We start from the raw sequence: 15,794 nt of genomic DNA on the forward strand, positions 1-15,794 counted from the left end.
TGACCCTAGTCAGTAGCAGTGGCGACCACACCTTGAAACTCTGGGATATCACAACTGGAGAATGTCTCAACACTTGCACCGGACATAGCAGTTGGGTTAGATCCGTTGCCTTTAGTCCAGATGGTAAGACTATAGCCAGTAGCAGTGACGACCACACGGTGAAATTCTGGGATAGTGGCACTGGTGAATGCCTGAACACTGGCACTGGACATAGGGATTGCGTTGGGTCAGTGGCATTCACCAGTGACGGGAAAACCCTAGCCAGTGGCAGTGGCGACCACACGGTGAAGTTTTGGGAGGTAAGCACAGGTCGCTGCTTAAGAACTTACACTGGACATAGTAGTGGTGTCTACTCCGTGGCCTTTAGTCCAGATGGCAAAACCCTGGCTAGTGGCGGTGGCGACCACATAGTCAGGCTGTGGGATACTAGCACCAATGAATGTTTGAAAACCTTGCATGGACACAGCAATCAGGTATTTTCAGTGGCCTTTAGTCCTTATGGAAACACCCTGGTTTGTGTGAGTTTAGACCAAAAGGTGAAGCTGTGGGATTGTCAAACCGGTCAATGCTTGAAAACTTGGTATGGACATACGGATTGGGCAATGCCCATCGCGTTTAGTAGTGACGGTCACACCCTGGCTAGTGGCAGTAACGACTACACAGTGAGAGTATGGGATTATGGTACTGGTAGCTGCATTAGAACCTTGCCCGGACATACTGACTTTGTCTATTCAGTGGCATTCAGTAGTGACAGGAAAACCTTAGCCAGTGGCAGTACAGACAATACGATTAGGCTGTGGGATGTTAGCACAGGTTGCTGCATTAGAACACTACATGGCCATACTGATTGGGTATTTTCAGTAGCATTCAGTAGTGACGGGAAAACCTTAGCCAGTGGCAGTGCCGACCACACGGTCAAGCTGTGGGATGTCAGCACAGGTCACTGCATCAGAACGTTTCAAGAACATACCGATAGACTGCGTTCAGTGGCATTCAGTAATGACGGGAAAACCTTAGCTAGTGGCAGTGCCGACCACACGGTCAGGTTATGGAATTGTGAGACCGGAAGCTGTGTAGGAATTTTGCGCGGACATAGTAATCGAGTCCACTCCGTCGCCTTTAGTCCCAATGGTCAGCTTTTGGCTAGTGGCAGTACAGACCACACGGTGAAGCTGTGGGATATCCGTGAGAGTAAGTGCTGCAAAACCTTGACGGGACATACCAATTGGGTATTGTCAGTTGCTTTCAGTCCCGATGGGAAAACCCTAAGCAGTGGCAGTGCTGACAAAACGGTCAGACTTTGGGATGTTTCCACAGGGGAGTGCCGTGACATTTGCACCGGACATAGCCATCTGGTCTCTTCAGTCGCCTTCAGTGTGGATGGTCAAATTATGGCGAGTGGGTCTCAAGACCAAACGGTAAGGCTAAAGGATGTAGAAACAGGGGAGTGTTTGAAAATCCTGAGAACTCCTAGACTCTATGAAGCCATGAATATTACTGGAGTTAGAGGGTTAACTGAGGCACAGAAAGCAACTCTGAAAACGTTGGGAGCGATAGGATGAAGTTAGAAGTTAGAAGTTAGAAGTTAGAATTTAGAATTGGGAATTTAGAATTTAGAATTTAGAATTGGATTTTTTTCATTCTTCATTCTTCATTCTTCATTCTTCATTATTTTTGCAGTTGTCGCCATTGCAGTATCAAAATAATAGGGAATGCTATGCTCTGAAATAGCCCCTACGCGAACCCATTTAGCTTAGCTGTTACCGTAGCGCATTAGCTGATATTTAAACTGTATTAATAAGGTATAATTTTAGTAGTATAATAGTTATTATAAATTCTTAATTGGGTAACATTTATTCCATGAGTTATGACCAATCAACGTGCAGACTACGATAATCCATGGAAAGAGGCAATTTCCTTATATTTCCAACCTTTTATGGCATTTTTATTTCCCGAAATTGAGGAAAACATTGACTGGGATAAAGGCTATGAGTTTCTCGACAAGGAATTCCAACAGATAGCCCGGGATGGGGAAATTAGCACTAGGGAAGCAGACAAATTAGTTAAGGTTTGGCGCAGCGATGGCCAGGAAACTTGGGTACTAATTCATGTGGAAGTCCAAAGTCAATACGAATCCGTGTTTGCTGAGAGGATTTATGTGTACAATGTCTTGATGGAGTCGCTCATGGTCTTTTAAAAGCGGGGATGAAGGTTGGTAGCGCGCTTTTAGCCGTGAAAAAAATCTTTTCAATATTCCGTAATTTTTATCCGGCGTGGTGTATAATAAAGTAAGTAAAAAAGGTCGATACTGATGATAGTTATAGAGTTCAAGGCATACGGCAAGCAAAAACAATATAATGCGATTGATGAAGCTATAAAAACAGCTAAATTTATTCGCAATAAATGCATCCGTCACTGGATGGATAATAAAGGTGTAAAGAAAACTGATTTAAGTGCTCTTTGTGCTGTCCTAGCCAAAGAATTCCCATTTGCCAATGAACTCAATTCCATGGCTCGACAAGCTAGCGCTGAAAGAGCATGGTCATCGATTGCACGTTTCTATGACAACTGCAAGAAGAAAGTCCCAGGGAAGAAAGGTTTTCCAAAATTCAAAAAGCACTGCCACTCGGTGGAATATAAGACTACGGGATGGAAACTATGTCCAGACAAAAAGTGGATTAATTTTATCGACAAGAAAGGTATTGGAAAACTTAAACTCAAAGGAACATGGGATTTATGGTGTTTGGAAATAAAACTGATAAAAAGAGTTAGGATAGTCCGCCGAGCAGACGGATACTATGTCCAATTTTGTGTCAATACTGACATTTATGAGGAGATAGAATTAACGGGCAAAACTATTGGTTTAGATGTTGGATTAAAAAACTTCTATACCGATTCTAATGGCGATAGTCAACCTAACCCTAGATTTTATCGAAAAGGTGAGAAACGACTAAAATTTCATCAACGTCGGGTTTCCCGGAAAAAGAAAGGCTCAGCCAACCGTAAGAAAGCCATTAATAGACTAGGCAAGACTCACCTTAATATAAGTAGGCAGCGTGAAGAACATGCCAAGAGACTGGCGCGTTGCGTAGTCCAATCTAACGATTTGGTAGCCTATGAAGATTTGAGGGTTAAAAACTTGGTTAAGAACCACTCTCTTGCTAAATCTATCTATGATGCAGGTTGGTACCAATTCAGAAAATGGATAGAACATTTTGGTACGAAGTTTGGTAGAGTAACTGTTGCAGTCAATCCTTCCTATACTTCGCAAAACTGTTCTAATTGTGGCGAAGTGGTTAAGAAGTCGATTTCTACTAGAACCCATGTCTGTTCGTGCGGATGTGAATTAGATCGTGACCACAACGCCGCAATCAACATTTTGAATCGAGCCTTGAGTACGGTGGGGCACACCGGAACTTGGAATAATATTCCAAACGCTTGGGGAGATTTAGCCTCTACTTTGATTGGTGAAAACCTGTCACAGCAAGCCGAGTCATTGAACCAAGAATCCCCGTCTCGCGATTAGTGGGGAGTGTCAAGTTACTAGTTTTGAACGCCTTGCTCGTCAAGAAGGGATTGAAATCGGCATTTTGGAAAAAGGTCGAGAATGGCTCCTGGAAGTACTTCGGCTTCGTTTTGAAGATGTGCCTAGTGAGTTGGTGGAAACAATCAACCAAATTAAGGAGGACTCGATTTTGACAATGTTGCACAGACAGGCAATTACCATTGCTTCTGTAGAGGAGTTTATGGTTGTGGTTAATCAGCAGCTAGCTTCTGGTGAGCAAAGTTCTTAGGTGCGCTGTAAGCATTCAGCAGTCAGCAGTCAGCAGTCAGCTTTGTGGCATAGGCTTAATGTTTGTGGCACGGGCTTCGACACTGTTACATAACTTAGATTCAACCAATGCTGACCTGTTTTATTCAAAAGCTAATAGCCTATTAGCTGATAGCTGAATCCTTACGGTGCGCTTAACGGAAAGTGCCACAGGAAAATTTGAGAAATTATTGGAATGAAGAATGTATAATTTAGAATTTAGAATTTAGAATTGGATTTTTTTTAATTCTTCATTCTTCATTCTTCATTCTTCATTCTTAATCTGATTGTAAGCATTCAGATTAAGAAATTTTCGGTAATACTGATATCATTCCAAACCAACTTAATGGTAAAATGTTCTCCTGCTTCGCCGCTAACTTGCAACTTAAGATTTTCTGTCTCTCTGGCTTGGACTTGAATCACCACAATTCCTTCTTCATCTAGCACCATAATTTGTAAACCTTTGGGGAGAAGGTCTCGACCACCAGCAGGATGCAGCTCAATGGATAGATTCATTTTGGGTGATTCTGTCCGATGTAGCTCCACTAATAAAGCGACTTGCTGATCACCCCAGCCGATCTCAGTACCGAGTAGCTTACCTCTTTTCACTCCTGCTGTAGTATGGAATTTGCTACTAGCTTCTTGATGCAGTCGCTCATGGGGGAAACCCCCAAGACCGCGCTGCATCGCTTGGTGAAAGGAGTCACTTCTAAAACTTAAAACTCGCTCTGGGTATTGCTCTAAGATAGTCTCCACGTTTTCCCAACCCGGATCAAAACAATCCTCTAACCACCGCTTTAGTTTTACCACCTTTTGACTGGGTTTTGATCGCTGTGGTGGGCTGGGGTCTAATCTAAAATTGTCTAATCTCAAACTATCCTTAGGGAAGGGAGAAGGGGAAATGGGGAATGGGGAATGGGAGCTATTAGATCCTGAATCCCCTTGCCTTCCGGAACCTCTGCGAAAAACGGGAACTGCTTTGTGGGTTTGTCCTGCTGGAATAGTGGTGTGTGACATTAATAAGTTACTCCAATACACTCTGCAATTTTCATAATAATGGCCAGACAATCGCAAAATTTCTCAGTTTTTGTCTCATTTGTATCAGTTTTAAATTATATAAATTCTACGACTTTTGAGGTACAAATGTCTGGGTTTTAGGGAGCAGGGAGCAGGGAGCAGGGAGCAGGGAGCAGATAAGAGGCAATAGGCAATAGGTTAAAAATATTGTGTATCTGATAGCTATGATAAACGCTATAAGAATGTAGAATTTGAAATTATGCCTTAACCCTTAACCATTCTAAATTCTTCATTCTTCATTCTAAATTCTTCATTTTGCTGGTAATCTCTCTAATTGCTGCTAAATCGGGATAGCATAATATACTATCCATTGCTAGCCAAAGTAAGTACTCGATATTCCCGGCGGGGCCAGTAATGGGAGAGGAGATTAATCCTTTGTACTGCCAACCCAGCTGTTTGGCGGATTCTAGAACGTTTGCGATCGCATCCGCACGGTGATGGGGGTCCCTAACTACTCCCTTTTTTCCGACACGGTCACGACCAACTTCAAACTGAGGCTTGACTAGCAACACTACTTCACGGGGAGGGGATAGCAGTTGCCACAGAGCAGGAAGAATTTTGGTTAAGGAAATAAAGGAAACATCGACTACGCCTAAATCAGCATAGACTTGACTTTGATTCGGGACTGGTGAAACACCGTACAAGTCGGCTGGCTGAAGATAGCGTAAGTTGGTACGTTCTTTCAACACCACTCGCTGGTCATTGCGCAGACTCCAGGCTACTTGTCCATATCCCACATCAACACCATAAACCTGTTTTGCTCCAGCTTTTAGCAAGCAGTCGGTGAAGCCACCGGTGGAAATGCCACCATCTAGGCAAATGCGTCCTTCTACTGAAATCCCAAATACCTCTAAGGCTTTGGCAAGTTTTTGCCCTCCTCTGGATACAAAAGGGGGTTTCTCTTTGACCTGAATCTGAGCCGTGGTCTTAATTTCAGTTCCTGGCTTATCTAATATTTGTCCATCTACCATTACTTCACCGGCACGAATCAGCACCTGAGCTCGCTGTCGGGATTCACACAGGTTAAGGTCTACTAATAATTTGTCGAGTCGTTGTTTAACCAATGGGATTGGAAGGTTAGGAGGTTAGGAGGTTAGGAGGTTGGAGGTTAGGAGGTTGAAGGTTAGGAGGTTGAAGGTTAGGAGGTTGAAGGTTAGGAGGTTAGGAGGTTAGGAGGTTAGGAGGTTAGGAGGTTAGGAGGTTGGAAGGGGGGGTTTATAAAGAGCCTAATGCCTAGTGGCTGCACTTTTGATCTCTTTGCAGTTTACCACTGAGATACTTTGGTTTGGGTTGTTGTGTTACCTTCGCTGGTGGAGAAACTGGAATCGAGTAGTAAATGCGATCGCATCCCAAAGGGAGTGACAAGCCACCTTTTTACCCTTGTTATCACCCCCTCAGGTCTTAATCCCTACTCCCATTAACTTAGGAGCTTTGTAGCTCACCCCATTGAAAACACTATATAATACCGATTTTAAGGACAATATCAAAAACAAGCCGATGTCAAGAAATCCTCTAATTCATAGAAATCTGTGTTTTCTAAGTCTTTAGGATGGATGACTAAAGTTAGTTTCCTGGTGACAAACTCCTTCTTAGAAGCCACTACGAATGAAAGAATAATTAACTTAGCTAATGCCATTCGAGGTAAGTTAGTACGAGCTAAGTCCGCTCCAATAACAGGTATAGCAACGTCGATACCATGACCCTTCCGGCGAACTTCTTCCCAAAGACAGCTCAAAGAATTCCAAATGTAGTCAGCATTTGACTGGACTCTCAGGTCATTGCCCATATAGCCGTAAGCTGTCCAGAAATAGCGTTTGTCAGGGGAACCCAATGCTATAGTTGTGCCTATGGGATAGCGCCAAGACTTTCCCTTGTTTTTGTTAGGTTCTTTTGTACGTTGAGCTTTGTAGTCCTCCAATACTGCTTCAATCTCTGTGTCTAATTTAGTAAGGTCATTGCCATAAATGCCCGTAAGAAACTGTCCCTGTACACTAGAAGGTTTGATGACTTCTCCGAGTTCCGTATCGAAAACATCGTTAGCTCCTATGACTAAATGCCCAGGCTGATTAAAAAGATTGCCAATTTTAATTTCTACAACTGAGTCGGGAGAAGACAACGCTTTACACACCGAGCTACGGGGAAAACGCTGAATAACTGCTATCGCCAGGGAGACTACTACTAGTCCCAAGTAGCCAATCCAACCAAAATTCAGACTCTCTGGAAAAAAAAGTGCTACTGGCTCGATAGACAGCCATAAAAGACCAAATATACTGATAAAAGAGCTTCCTATGCGTTTAAGCCCAACCTGAGTCAAGAGTTTGAGATAGAGCATCAATTCTTCAAGATGTGTATCCAGTCTGTGTAGAAATTCTACTATACCCACCCTTCAGGTAAATCTTGGGATATAGAAACTTTCAGGGCAGCTTCAAAAGCCTTATTCGCAAGCTCTAGATTCTCGACTTGCTCCCCTCGGATTCGCTCCCGATAAACCATACCTAGACGGTATTCCATGATTGTCCACTCGTTAGGTAACTTTTCGGGATTGATCAGAGTCAGAGCTTCTTCAAATGCTACGATCGCCTGTTCCTGATTTTCTGGTTGCTCTTCCCCAGGGATATTTAGATAGGTTATCCCCAGGTTATTTAACACCATTAATCTTTCTTGCGGAAACTCTCCAGAAGTGAATACAGTAAGAGCGTCTTGGAAAGCATCAATAGCCAAATGCTTATTATCAGCAACTTCACCCTGAAGCCGATGATAATAGGCATCCCAAAAAGTTTTGATTTTTCGCCCAATATTGAGGAAATTTATCCAATTCAAATGCTTTGATTGCTTGCTCCACATTATCAGTTGGATGTCCTTGGGGATTTTGTAGTAAACAGACACCAAGCCAATGTTGCAGCTCTGCCCAACCATATTGCCTCTTCCAAATTTCCTGTTTCCTACCTGGATTATCATCCCCACCTAGTCCCAATTCAGAAAATGTTTGGCTAAAACGATCTAATCCCTGCCTATAAAGTAGTTCTACTTGGGGCATTTTTATTGGTTTAGATATCTAACAAATATAATAAATAATCGTTCGATTGATGAGTAAAATTACCTAGCAATTTTATTTTATATTAGTCTCTCAGGGAGCAGTTTCCTTTGACCTCTATAACCTTAGTTTCTTTGTTCTTGTATCTTGACCTTCTCGTCCCACGAAATTCAACAGTCATTAAGTGATTTTTGATAGGACCTAGCTTGAGTTCCAATATATGCTCAACTATACCGCTCATTTTGAGCTCATAAACTGCCGTAAGTCTTGCGATTCTCAAGAACTTCTCTTTTTGCCTTTTTCGCTTTTTCCATAGCTCGGCGAAATTAATTGGCTCTATAAGCTTTCCTCCAGCGGAACAGTTAATAAGAGAATCGACCCTCAAATAATCTTCCTGATTGGATAGCAAACTGTCATCATTGAGCAGTAAAATTTTCACGCGCATTTCAGCGATTTCGTCAGCACTATAATACTTACCATTATTTGAGCCAACTGTTATGTCTTGAAAAAGATTTTCCTGAGACTGTTTGATTGGTGATAGAGCAATACAAAATAGATTTTTGCCCCCAGTGGATGTTAATATAACATCCTTTACTTCAGTAATTGAAGCTTCCTCCTGATAGGCATAACTGATTTGTGAGTAGTGGGGAAATTGGTCATGTTTTAGATCTTTTAAATTCGCCTGTTCTTCCAGATCGTTTGTTGTGATTTGAACTGAAATAGTCCCATCTGATTGTGTTTCTAATGATTTCGCTAAGTAATAGTTATTATTTAACAAAATCCAATTACCTGAAGTTGTTACGCTTTGTACAGTAGCTTTTGTAGAGGGAGAGTTAGGAGTTGAGGACTTTTTTTCTACCGTCGAAAGGGAATTTGCTTTAGTATTTTCCAACCACAAGGATAAACCTTGACGAAACCTCTCGCGAAAATCTGATGGCTTTTCGTAATCATGAGTCAACGCCCTACCTTGAACTTTTTTCTTAAATGCCAGCACTTTTCCTCGCTGTTCCAGTTTCTCCTCATTTAGGTTTGCTCCTGCCTCTCGAAAATAAAACCAGATATCGGGTTTCCCATCTTTCTCAAAAGCCGCAACTGCTCGTTCGTATTCTTCCACAGTTCCAGACTCGGCACGGGGCGTGGGAGTGCCCAAGCGATTCCACATAATGCCCACAAATAGCTCATACTCTTCCATATTGCCAATCTGAGAGTTAAGAGCAGCTTGCCCACCCTGACCAAAACTCGGATAAGCATTCTTTTCCGAACGTACTACTTCTAACCTAACACCTTTACTCAGAGCAGTAGTTCGGTTAATTTCCTCAACTACTTCTTCTACATAGTCCCGCTCCCTACTCACATCGCTAGGGGAAGCCAGGAAGATTTTTAGTAGTTCTACTTGGGGCATTGTTTATTGGTTTAGGGATATAAATACTATGGTAATCGAGCCAGTAGTGAGTAAGATTACATGGCTAAGAAGGGCGTTGCATAAATGCGGGATGATTTTAATAGTTTTGTGGAACTCAGATCTTGCTGTAGAATGGGCATCTTGCCCGTGTCATTGGAACTCAGATCTTGCTGTAGAATGGGCATCTTGCCCGTGTCATTGGAATGGGGATCTTAGTGGAATGGGGATCTTAGTAGAATGGGCATCTTGCCCGTGTCATTGGAACTCAGATCTTGCTGTAGAATGGGCATCTTGACCGTGTCATTGGAATGGGCATCTTGGTGGAATGGGCATCTTGGTGGAATGGGCATCTTGGTGGAATGGGCATCTTGGTGGAATGGGCATCTTGGTGGAATGGGCATCTTGGTGGAATGGGCATCTTGGTGGAATGGGCATCTTGCCCGTTACAATAGATTGTCCGGCGGGCATCCTGCCCACTCTACTGCTATTCATTCTTTTCCCGATTCCCGATTCCCGATTCCCCACTCCCGATTCCCCACTCCCCAAAATCACAAAACCCCACAAAGACATAACCTTGCAGGGCTTCATGATATTCTATTTGGTGGCGGGAGGCGGATTTGAACCACCGACCTTCGGGTTATGCGTACCAACTACAACTTTCGTTGCCTGGATCTTCCAGTTTGTGGTCTGGACTGTCCCTTCACCCTCGCCTTAAACGTTAGGGTGCCTGCCTAACCAGTCTCTACACCTTCTCCTTTTGGGAGCTTGGCTCGGGATTACCTCGCTACAGGCTTCCCCGAATTTGACAGGTAAACACACGGAGATTTATCTTCGTGCCGCCCATGCTCAAGCAAGCTATTAAGCGTCTAGCTAACTTGATTGTTGAGCCCGACGAGCTACCAGGCTGCTCTATCCCGCGTCGTCTTTTTTACTATAACACCTAATTTCCAAAAGTGGCAAGGGGAAATTGGAAATTTCTCAAATTAATTCTATCAGCTATCAGCTATCAGCTATCAGCTATCAGCTATCAGCTATCAGCTATCAGTCATCAGCTATCAGCTATCAGCTATCAGTCATCAGCTATCAGCTATCAGCTATCAGCTATCAGCTATCAGCTATCAGCTATCAGCTATCAGTCATCAGCTATCAGCTATCAGCTATCAGCTATCAGTCATCAGCTATCAGTCATCAGCTATCAGTCATCAGCTATCAGCTATCAGCTATCAGTTATCAGCTATCAGTCATCAGCTATCAGCTAAAGGCCGTTGGCCACGCTACTTGAGGTGCTATCAGCTATCAGCTATCAGCGCGAGCCTAAACCTGACCGCTGACCGCTGACCGCTGACCGCTGACCGCTGACCGCTGACCGCTGAATGCTGACCGCTGACCGCTGACCGCTGACCGCTGACCGCTGAATGCTTATATGGAGGGAGTCGGGAGTGATCAGCTCACCCCTTAAGGCATAGATAACTCACCAACCACTTCTAAACGCTTGTATTTACTGAGATTAATAAACATCGACTCCAAGGTATCTGCTACCGAAGGAGTAATCCAAGCCATTTGCTTAAGTAGGGCAATGGCTGCAGCATACTTAGCAGATTTGCCACCATCGAGGACTTTAATGGCTAGACCCATATTCTCCCCAACGCGACCGATACACTGAACCCCTTGTGCTCCCGATTTACTGACCAGTTCCCCTTCGGATAATCGCATCAGTTCTGTATCAAATCCCCCATCCCCGGACACCATCTGGGGATGACTGATCATGGCGCGGACAATACGCTCCATGGCCAGATTATTACCAGAAGAGAGCAGAGCGTACAATAATGCCATTTGCCGTAGCTGTAAAAAATAAGTCGGAGCGTTACAGTCGTCGTGAGCGAGAATTAACTCTTGCTCCGGCATCTGTAGCAGCTCCGCTACTTGGCTTAAGATTAACATTTGCACGGGATGATTATACTCCAAATAGCTCTTGATTAGCCACTGCCTTTGTTGACAAACAGCCAACATTCCAGCATGTTTACCGGAACAGCAATGCTGGAGTGAACTTTCCTGGCCTGGGGGAATGGGACACTGTAGTGCTGATGGGTCAACATCACAGCGCCAAAGAATATTAAAGACTTGCCTGACCTGCTCCATCGTGCCGTGATGGGAACTACACATAATAGCCAAGTCTCGGTCCGTGAGATTGTAACGCTCAAGGGTACCTGTGGTAGTGACCGCTAAGGCTTGGAAAGGTTTGAGTGCAGAGCGAATAAATGTCGAGGTTTCTGGGTTACCCGCAACATATAACATCCGTCCCCGGTCATCACACACAACCGCTTGAGCTGAATGAACTGATTCGATAATGCCTTCCCGTAGTAAACGGACTTCTAAGGCTCGTGTTTGAGTACGTTTTCCCCTGGTCATGGATTAGACTTAAAGCTACCCTATAGCTTAGTTGGAGCAATCGAGCTAGGTGGCTGATAACACACGCCAAATGATATTGCCACCAATCACGACTATAATCAAAAATCCGAACGTCCAGTATAAACGTCGCAAAATTGGTTGGAGTTCATAAGAAACAATTAAGCGATCGCGAGCCAAAATTTCTGGGGTTTTTGTCCAGGTTTGACCGTCATACCAGCCTGACTCCTCGTAGACAATGGTTTCTCTGATCAAGCGATCGCGTACATAGAACCAACCCAGGTATAGCCGCAGCAAGGCTAAAATCAAGAATATACTTGCTCCTGCCCCGCCACAGAGCAGAAACTTGATTATCGCTTTTTGCGGTGGAAAACTCACTGCTGCTATCGGCCCTGAAATCAGCCAGCTCAACCCCCAAACCCAAGCCAGCTTCATCACATAATTTGGTAGTTCCAGCCTTACCCAGTTAAAAAACCAAGAGTCCCTTAGTTCTTGGTATTCATTTATGGGTTGCTGCTCTTCTGGAACAGGACATACATAAACGGGAGATTTCATGATTATTTTTTTGTGAGTGCTGCAATTAGGATGCCTGAAACTCAATCTGTTCCGCGTGGCCCCAGAATGCTTCGAGATTATAGAACTTGCGTTCTTCAGGCAGCAAGATATGGACAATCACGTCACCGTAATCTTGAAGTATCCAGATTCCCTCTGCTTTTCCTGCTGTTCGCACAGGTAAACGGTTCCATGCCTCTTCTACTTGCTGTTCAATCCACTGAGAGATTGCCCTGACCTGTACCCTAGAAAACCCGGTCACAATTACAAAGTAATCTGTGATGTAAGATACCTCTGAGACCGACAGAATCACCAGATCTGCACCCTTGCGGTCATCTGCTGCTTGAGCAACGGTTAATGCTAACCCATAGCTAGCATCCTGGTTTTCGGTATCAGGGGTTACTAAGGTGGAGGGCTTATTATTTTGATCTCTCATTAAGCGTTTAATTCCTCGCTTTACAAAACAATCTGTTCTAATAGTAATTAAGTTTTCTTGTGCTTAATCACTTGCTGTACAATTCTTTTCATTTCTTTTCGTTGCTTCTTCATTTGACACTCACACTGCTGTTGACGAAACGTTCCTTAAAGCTAGGCACATGGGACTTTAGGTATTTACACAATCTTTCTTACCGTCTCTTTTAGCTGTTGTCTTCCTGGACATCTGTTGAGCCCAGTTGCGAGTCAATATCATACGTTGGTGAATGGGACGAGGACTCTCTAGCAGGAATTTTAAAGAGTAGTCACAGGCTAACCAAACAGTTTTGTATAGGTCTTGCTTAGAGAGATTTCGTAAGGCTTGTAAATCCGGTGTCTCACCACGACCTGGCTCAATAGTATCAGCAATAAACACAACACAACTGAGGGGGGTCATACCCTCACGCCCTAAGGTATGGAGAGCGATCGCTTGCAATACTGCTTCATCTTTGACTCCAAATTGCTCTTGGGCAACAATAGCACTGACATCTGCATGCAATAAATGAGGCGCGGCTTCACAGACTGGATCGACTTCTATGCCGTTATCTCTAGCCATTTGCAACAAGCGCTCAGGCTTAAAGCATTTGGCTAGGTCGTGCAACAACCCTGCTTGAGCTGCCTGCTGAGCATTGAGATGATGAAGCTCAGCGAGTTCAACAGACATCTGTTCAACCCGCAATATATGCTGTAGCCGAGAAGACGGTACATTATCTGCTAACCAGGTCAACACCTGATCACGCATCACCTTAAAAAACTCCTAATAAGTAACACTGGCTAATTAGTGTTTAAGAAAAATTTAACAGTTTTTCTTTAGCTAGAGGATACTAACCCATACGTCTATTAAAACATTTTCTCAAGACTTTAGCAATAAAATGTTAAAGGAAAGGGAGTAGGGAATCGGGAGTCGGGAATCGGGAGTCGGGAATCGGGAGTCGGGAGTCGGGAGTCGGGAGTCGGGAACTTGACAACAAAAATTCTCACAATTCCTAAAGGTATTGCTATATAGGGGTTTTTAACTTAATGAGGTACACAGGATTTTTTCCCTGTTTCCTGTTATCTGTTCCCTGTTATCTGTTATCTGTTCCCTGTTCCCTAAAAGCTTAGGTGCGCTCTTACCATTAAGAATTAAATTCGCCAAGGTCAAGCGCACCTCAAAAATTTGTAGCTTACGTAATTGAAAATTGCTATAGTAATCATTTAGGATTGCTATAGCAAAAAAACCTTAGCTATCAGCTAAATCGGGAAAGACTTCTCGCACTGCTGGATGAACCAACTGGTGATTCTGGACATTAACGCCCTTGGCTAAAGCGGGATTATTTTCCAGAGTGCTCAACCCCTGATTGGCCAGACTGAGTACGTAGGGGAAAGTACTATTGTTTAGAGCCACAGTTGATGTGCAGGGAACAGCTCCAGGCATATTAGGCACCCCATAGTGAACCACACTCTCCTCGATATAAATGGGATTGGTATGGGATGTGGGTTGTAATGTTTCAATACAGCCTCCCTGATCCACAGCAACATCTACAATCACTGAGCCATTAACCATTTGTTTGACCAGAGAGCGCGGCACTAAAATGGGGGCGCGACGACCAGGGACTAACACTGCCCCAATCAGGAGGTCAGCATCAGTAACAGCTGCCTCAATTTCTGCTGAATTGCTGTAGAGGAGTTCCACTCTTGAGCCAAAGATGGTTTCTAAATAACTCAACCGTTGAACATTAATATCAAAAATCTGTACTCTCGCTCCCATCCCCACAGCTATTTTGGCGGCTTCTGTACCGACAACTCCGCCACCAAGAATTACCACCTTACCTGGTCTGACTCCGGGAATACCCCCCAACAGCACCCCTCTTCCCCCCTGCTGACGCTCCAGAAATCTGGCTCCAAATTGCACGGAAAGACGACCAGCAATGATGCTCATCGGGGTTAGCAGCGGTAGGGTGTGGTCTGGGAGTTCTACGGTTTCATATGCGATCGCAATCACCCCCGATTGCAGCAACTTCTCGGTTAAAGGGCGGTCAGCGGCTAAGTGTAGATAAGTAAACAACAGCTGTCCTTTTTGAAGCAAGGGATACTCTGGCTCTAAGGGTTCTTTGACTTTGACTACGAGTTCCCGATTCCAAGCCTCAGCAGCCTCTAAGACAATTTTGGCTCCCTGACGCTGATAGTCCTCATCGGTAAAGCCAGCACCAGTGCCAGCATTAGTTTCAACGAAAACTGTATGACCCGCTTCTTGTAAAACCCTGACACTACTGGGGGTTAATCCCACACGAAACTCTTGATCTTTCGTTTCTTTGGGAACACCTATTTCCATGCTTTTACCTCTTGGGATTACTGGTGCTGTATCTATATGTGATCTAAATGTTAAAATTAGTGAAGTTAAGTAACTCTACTATAGCTTGGCAACTTTTATCACTATGACGCAACCCCAACCCTCTAAAGTCCCTCAAGTCCAGTCACCTAAGTTTGGGTTTAATGATTACGCAGAACGCTTGAATGGTAGAGCTGCCATGATTGGTTTTATTTTGACTCTGGCAATTGAATACTTTACTGGTCAAGACTTATTAACCTGGTTAAGCTTACACTAAAACTAGTCGGAGAGTCGGTCAGTGGAAGAGTCGGTTAGAGAAAAAATCCCTTTAGCTACTGGCCTACTCCTGTAAGCTCAAACATAACTGCTCCCATCGTTTCAAAAATTAGCAAAATTGATCTTGAATTTCCCGGTTGCTCTGGGGATATCGAAGAATTATAGATATCAGATATATCTCAGTAACAGTATAGAAGTCCCCCAACTAAGTTATTGCTCTAGTTGGGCAGTTCTGGCCTATTCTGTTAAAAAAGAAGTAAATCTGTGAAATAGAGTAAGTAGTAAGCCGTGATAAATGCTTTATGGCATCGAGTGTTGAAGTCAGCTTATCGTAAAGAGCCAATCTCAGGCTTCATCGTGATTATCGGAGCGGTGGATGCTGTCATTGGTGGTGTAGGCGGACGCTGGTCATTATTCAGTTTTGGACTGATGATGGTGGGAATAGCAGTGG

General features: G+C 43.9%; 20 protein-coding genes. 9 read left to right on the forward strand and 11 right to left on the reverse strand.

The annotated features are described in order from the left end of the window. The 4 genes from F6K37_RS15335 to F6K37_RS15350 all read left to right on the forward strand — a co-directional run. A partial coding sequence (locus tag F6K37_RS15335; protein WP_287251035.1) for a WD40 repeat domain-containing protein occupies positions 1 to 1,562 on the forward strand: 1,562 nt, incomplete at its 5' end. A 305-nt stretch (positions 1,563 to 1,867) separates the two neighbouring features. Continuing rightward, positions 1,868 to 2,197, forward strand: coding sequence for an RpnC/YadD family protein (locus F6K37_RS15340; RefSeq protein WP_008188206.1), 330 nt, complete (start codon positions 1,868 to 1,870; stop codon positions 2,195 to 2,197). A gap of 114 nt (positions 2,198 to 2,311) precedes the next feature. Then, positions 2,312 to 3,526: an RNA-guided endonuclease InsQ/TnpB family protein gene (locus tag F6K37_RS15345; protein WP_287251036.1), complete on the forward strand. Its 1,215-nt coding sequence runs from the start codon at positions 2,312 to 2,314 to the stop codon at positions 3,524 to 3,526. Positions 3,527 to 3,590: 64 nt separating this feature from the next. Continuing rightward, positions 3,591 to 3,794, forward strand: a complete 204-nt coding sequence (locus tag F6K37_RS15350; RefSeq protein ID WP_008188204.1) for a hypothetical protein — start codon at positions 3,591 to 3,593, stop codon at positions 3,792 to 3,794. Positions 3,795 to 4,108: 314 nt separating this feature from the next. Here F6K37_RS15350 and F6K37_RS15355 read toward each other — a convergent pair whose 3' ends face one another. Together F6K37_RS15355 and F6K37_RS15360 are read right to left on the reverse strand one after the other, a co-directional pair. Next, the gene (locus F6K37_RS15355) at positions 4,109 to 4,828 is read right to left on the reverse strand and encodes a DUF1822 family protein (RefSeq protein ID WP_044494771.1); all 720 of its coding nucleotides are present in this window, start codon (positions 4,826 to 4,828) and stop codon (positions 4,109 to 4,111) included. A gap of 296 nt (positions 4,829 to 5,124) precedes the next feature. Further along, complete coding sequence (locus F6K37_RS15360; protein WP_287251039.1) at positions 5,125 to 5,952, reverse strand: TlyA family RNA methyltransferase; 828 nt, start codon at positions 5,950 to 5,952, stop codon at positions 5,125 to 5,127. Between the two features lie 172 nt (positions 5,953 to 6,124). Here F6K37_RS15360 and F6K37_RS15365 point away from each other — a divergent pair, with 172 nt between their 5' ends. Further along, positions 6,125 to 6,250 carry a hypothetical protein gene (locus tag F6K37_RS15365; RefSeq protein WP_287251041.1) on the forward strand — a complete coding sequence of 42 codons (126 nt, stop codon included), beginning with the start codon at positions 6,125 to 6,127 and terminating at the stop codon, positions 6,248 to 6,250. Between the two features lie 121 nt (positions 6,251 to 6,371). On the opposite strand, the gene F6K37_RS15370 is transcribed toward F6K37_RS15365, so the two are convergent. The 4 genes from F6K37_RS15370 to F6K37_RS15385 form a co-directional block, all read right to left on the reverse strand. Beyond that, positions 6,372 to 7,220, reverse strand: a complete 849-nt coding sequence (locus F6K37_RS15370) for a macro domain-containing protein (RefSeq protein WP_044494768.1) — start codon at positions 7,218 to 7,220, stop codon at positions 6,372 to 6,374. Between the two features lie 41 nt (positions 7,221 to 7,261). Next, a complete protein-coding gene (locus F6K37_RS15375) occupies positions 7,262 to 7,708 on the reverse strand; it encodes a hypothetical protein (RefSeq protein ID WP_287251042.1) in 447 nt (148 codons plus the stop codon). After that, the gene (locus tag F6K37_RS15380) at positions 7,629 to 7,925 is read right to left on the reverse strand and encodes a hypothetical protein (protein WP_229414706.1); all 297 of its coding nucleotides are present in this window, start codon (positions 7,923 to 7,925) and stop codon (positions 7,629 to 7,631) included. The genes F6K37_RS15375 and F6K37_RS15380 overlap by 80 nt, the downstream gene beginning before the upstream one ends. Before the next feature lie 82 nt (positions 7,926 to 8,007). Next, positions 8,008 to 9,324 (reverse strand): DUF4062 domain-containing protein, encoded by a 1,317-nt coding sequence (locus F6K37_RS15385; protein WP_287251045.1) that lies wholly within the window; start codon positions 9,322 to 9,324, stop codon positions 8,008 to 8,010. Between the two features lie 28 nt (positions 9,325 to 9,352). Here F6K37_RS15385 and F6K37_RS15390 point away from each other — a divergent pair, with 28 nt between their 5' ends. From F6K37_RS15390 to F6K37_RS15400, 3 genes are all read left to right on the forward strand, one after another. Next, on the forward strand, positions 9,353 to 9,619 hold the full coding sequence (locus F6K37_RS15390) for a hypothetical protein (protein ID WP_287251046.1): 267 nt from the start codon (positions 9,353 to 9,355) through the stop codon (positions 9,617 to 9,619). Next, positions 9,616 to 9,945: a hypothetical protein gene (locus F6K37_RS15395; protein WP_287251047.1), complete on the forward strand. Its 330-nt coding sequence runs from the start codon at positions 9,616 to 9,618 to the stop codon at positions 9,943 to 9,945. Before F6K37_RS15390 ends, F6K37_RS15395 begins: the two co-directional genes overlap by 4 nt. A 346-nt stretch (positions 9,946 to 10,291) precedes the next feature. Beyond that, on the forward strand, positions 10,292 to 10,606 hold the full coding sequence (locus F6K37_RS15400; RefSeq protein WP_287251049.1) for a hypothetical protein: 315 nt from the start codon (positions 10,292 to 10,294) through the stop codon (positions 10,604 to 10,606). 173 nt (positions 10,607 to 10,779) lie between these two features. Here the strand turns inward: F6K37_RS15400 and F6K37_RS15405 are convergent, their stop codons facing one another. The 5 genes from F6K37_RS15405 to ald form a co-directional block, all read right to left on the reverse strand. Further along, positions 10,780 to 11,733, reverse strand: a complete 954-nt coding sequence (locus tag F6K37_RS15405; protein ID WP_008188195.1) for an asparaginase — start codon at positions 11,731 to 11,733, stop codon at positions 10,780 to 10,782. 45 nt (positions 11,734 to 11,778) lie between these two features. Continuing rightward, complete coding sequence (locus F6K37_RS15410) at positions 11,779 to 12,288, reverse strand: CGLD27 family protein (RefSeq protein ID WP_044494779.1); 510 nt, start codon at positions 12,286 to 12,288, stop codon at positions 11,779 to 11,781. 22 nt (positions 12,289 to 12,310) lie between these two features. After that, complete coding sequence (rsfS, locus tag F6K37_RS15415; protein ID WP_008180411.1) at positions 12,311 to 12,718, reverse strand: ribosome silencing factor; 408 nt, start codon at positions 12,716 to 12,718, stop codon at positions 12,311 to 12,313. A 168-nt stretch (positions 12,719 to 12,886) separates the two neighbouring features. Beyond that, positions 12,887 to 13,498, reverse strand: a complete 612-nt coding sequence (yqeK, locus tag F6K37_RS15420) for a bis(5'-nucleosyl)-tetraphosphatase (symmetrical) YqeK (protein WP_008180412.1) — start codon at positions 13,496 to 13,498, stop codon at positions 12,887 to 12,889. Positions 13,499 to 13,978: 480 nt separating this feature from the next. Further along, entirely contained in the window at positions 13,979 to 15,070 is a 1,092-nt protein-coding gene (gene ald, locus F6K37_RS15425) for an alanine dehydrogenase (RefSeq protein ID WP_008180414.1), read from the reverse strand. A 103-nt stretch (positions 15,071 to 15,173) separates the two neighbouring features. Here ald and F6K37_RS15430 point away from each other — a divergent pair, with 103 nt between their 5' ends. Beyond that, entirely contained in the window at positions 15,174 to 15,344 is a 171-nt protein-coding gene (locus F6K37_RS15430) for a CAB/ELIP/HLIP family chlorophyll-binding protein (RefSeq protein WP_008180417.1), read from the forward strand. Positions 15,345 to 15,794: the final 450 nt, after the last annotated feature.

This window comes from Moorena sp. SIO4E2, assembly GCF_010671945.1.
GTDB lineage: Bacteria > Cyanobacteriota > Cyanobacteriia > Cyanobacteriales > Coleofasciculaceae > Moorena > Moorena producens.

What these genes read in the sequence shown, in the direction of transcription:
- F6K37_RS15340 (WP_008188206.1), top strand. Translation starts at nt 1,868, where the DNA reads ATGACCAATCAACGTGCAGACTACGATAATCCATGGAAAGAGGCAATT.
- F6K37_RS15345 (WP_287251036.1), top strand. Translation starts at nt 2,312, where the DNA reads ATGATAGTTATAGAGTTCAAGGCATACGGCAAGCAAAAACAATATAAT.
- F6K37_RS15355 (WP_044494771.1), bottom strand. Translation starts at nt 4,828, where the DNA reads ATGTCACACACCACTATTCCAGCAGGACAAACCCACAAAGCAGTTCCC.
- F6K37_RS15370 (WP_044494768.1), bottom strand. Translation starts at nt 7,220, where the DNA reads ATGCTCTATCTCAAACTCTTGACTCAGGTTGGGCTTAAACGCATAGGA.
- F6K37_RS15380 (WP_229414706.1), bottom strand. Translation starts at nt 7,925, where the DNA reads ATGCCCCAAGTAGAACTACTTTATAGGCAGGGATTAGATCGTTTTAGC.
- F6K37_RS15385 (WP_287251045.1), bottom strand. Translation starts at nt 9,324, where the DNA reads ATGCCCCAAGTAGAACTACTAAAAATCTTCCTGGCTTCCCCTAGCGAT.
- F6K37_RS15390 (WP_287251046.1), top strand. Translation starts at nt 9,353, where the DNA reads ATGGTAATCGAGCCAGTAGTGAGTAAGATTACATGGCTAAGAAGGGCG.
- F6K37_RS15405 (WP_008188195.1), bottom strand. Translation starts at nt 11,733, where the DNA reads ATGACCAGGGGAAAACGTACTCAAACACGAGCCTTAGAAGTCCGTTTA.
- rsfS (WP_008180411.1), bottom strand. Translation starts at nt 12,718, where the DNA reads ATGAGAGATCAAAATAATAAGCCCTCCACCTTAGTAACCCCTGATACC.
- yqeK (WP_008180412.1), bottom strand. Translation starts at nt 13,498, where the DNA reads ATGCGTGATCAGGTGTTGACCTGGTTAGCAGATAATGTACCGTCTTCT.
- ald (WP_008180414.1), bottom strand. Translation starts at nt 15,070, where the DNA reads ATGGAAATAGGTGTTCCCAAAGAAACGAAAGATCAAGAGTTTCGTGTG.
- F6K37_RS15430 (WP_008180417.1), top strand. Translation starts at nt 15,174, where the DNA reads ATGACGCAACCCCAACCCTCTAAAGTCCCTCAAGTCCAGTCACCTAAG.